The organism is Endozoicomonas atrinae (assembly GCF_001647025.1).
GTDB classification, from domain to species: Bacteria; Pseudomonadota; Gammaproteobacteria; order Pseudomonadales; family Endozoicomonadaceae; genus Endozoicomonas; species Endozoicomonas atrinae.
In genome coordinates, this window is record NZ_LUKQ02000841.1 from 1 (window position 1) to 324 (window position 324).

Here is a 324-nt window from a genome sequence, read left to right on the forward strand (position 1 = left end):
ATGTCAAGCTCAAGGAGCACTGCAAAGCCCTCGGTATTACGGGTTACTCCAAGCTGAAAAAGGATGATCTGAAACAAGCGATCTTAGAGGTGGCTCCGGATACCCGCTTTTGGGATGAGGTAGTGGCTGAAGTGGAAGCAGCCGCCACGGTGCTGTCGGAAAACGACATGGATCTGTGCCGTGGGGTGATGGCTTCTGTGCAAAACCACGACAAAGCCTCCAAGGCGTTTTCTAAAGGGGTTGCTGAACGGTCTATCTACTGGGAGGACGCTGAAACCGGGTTGTTGTGCCGTGGCCGAATGGACTACTACCGGGAAGACCTCG

The 324-nt window shown here is 54.0% G+C and carries 1 protein-coding gene; it reads left to right on the forward strand.

Going from position 1 to position 324, the window contains the following annotated elements; translation table 11 throughout:
* Positions 1-324: Rho termination factor N-terminal domain-containing protein (locus tag AK963_RS30810; protein ID WP_175404819.1), on the forward strand; the 324-nt coding region annotated here is incomplete at both ends.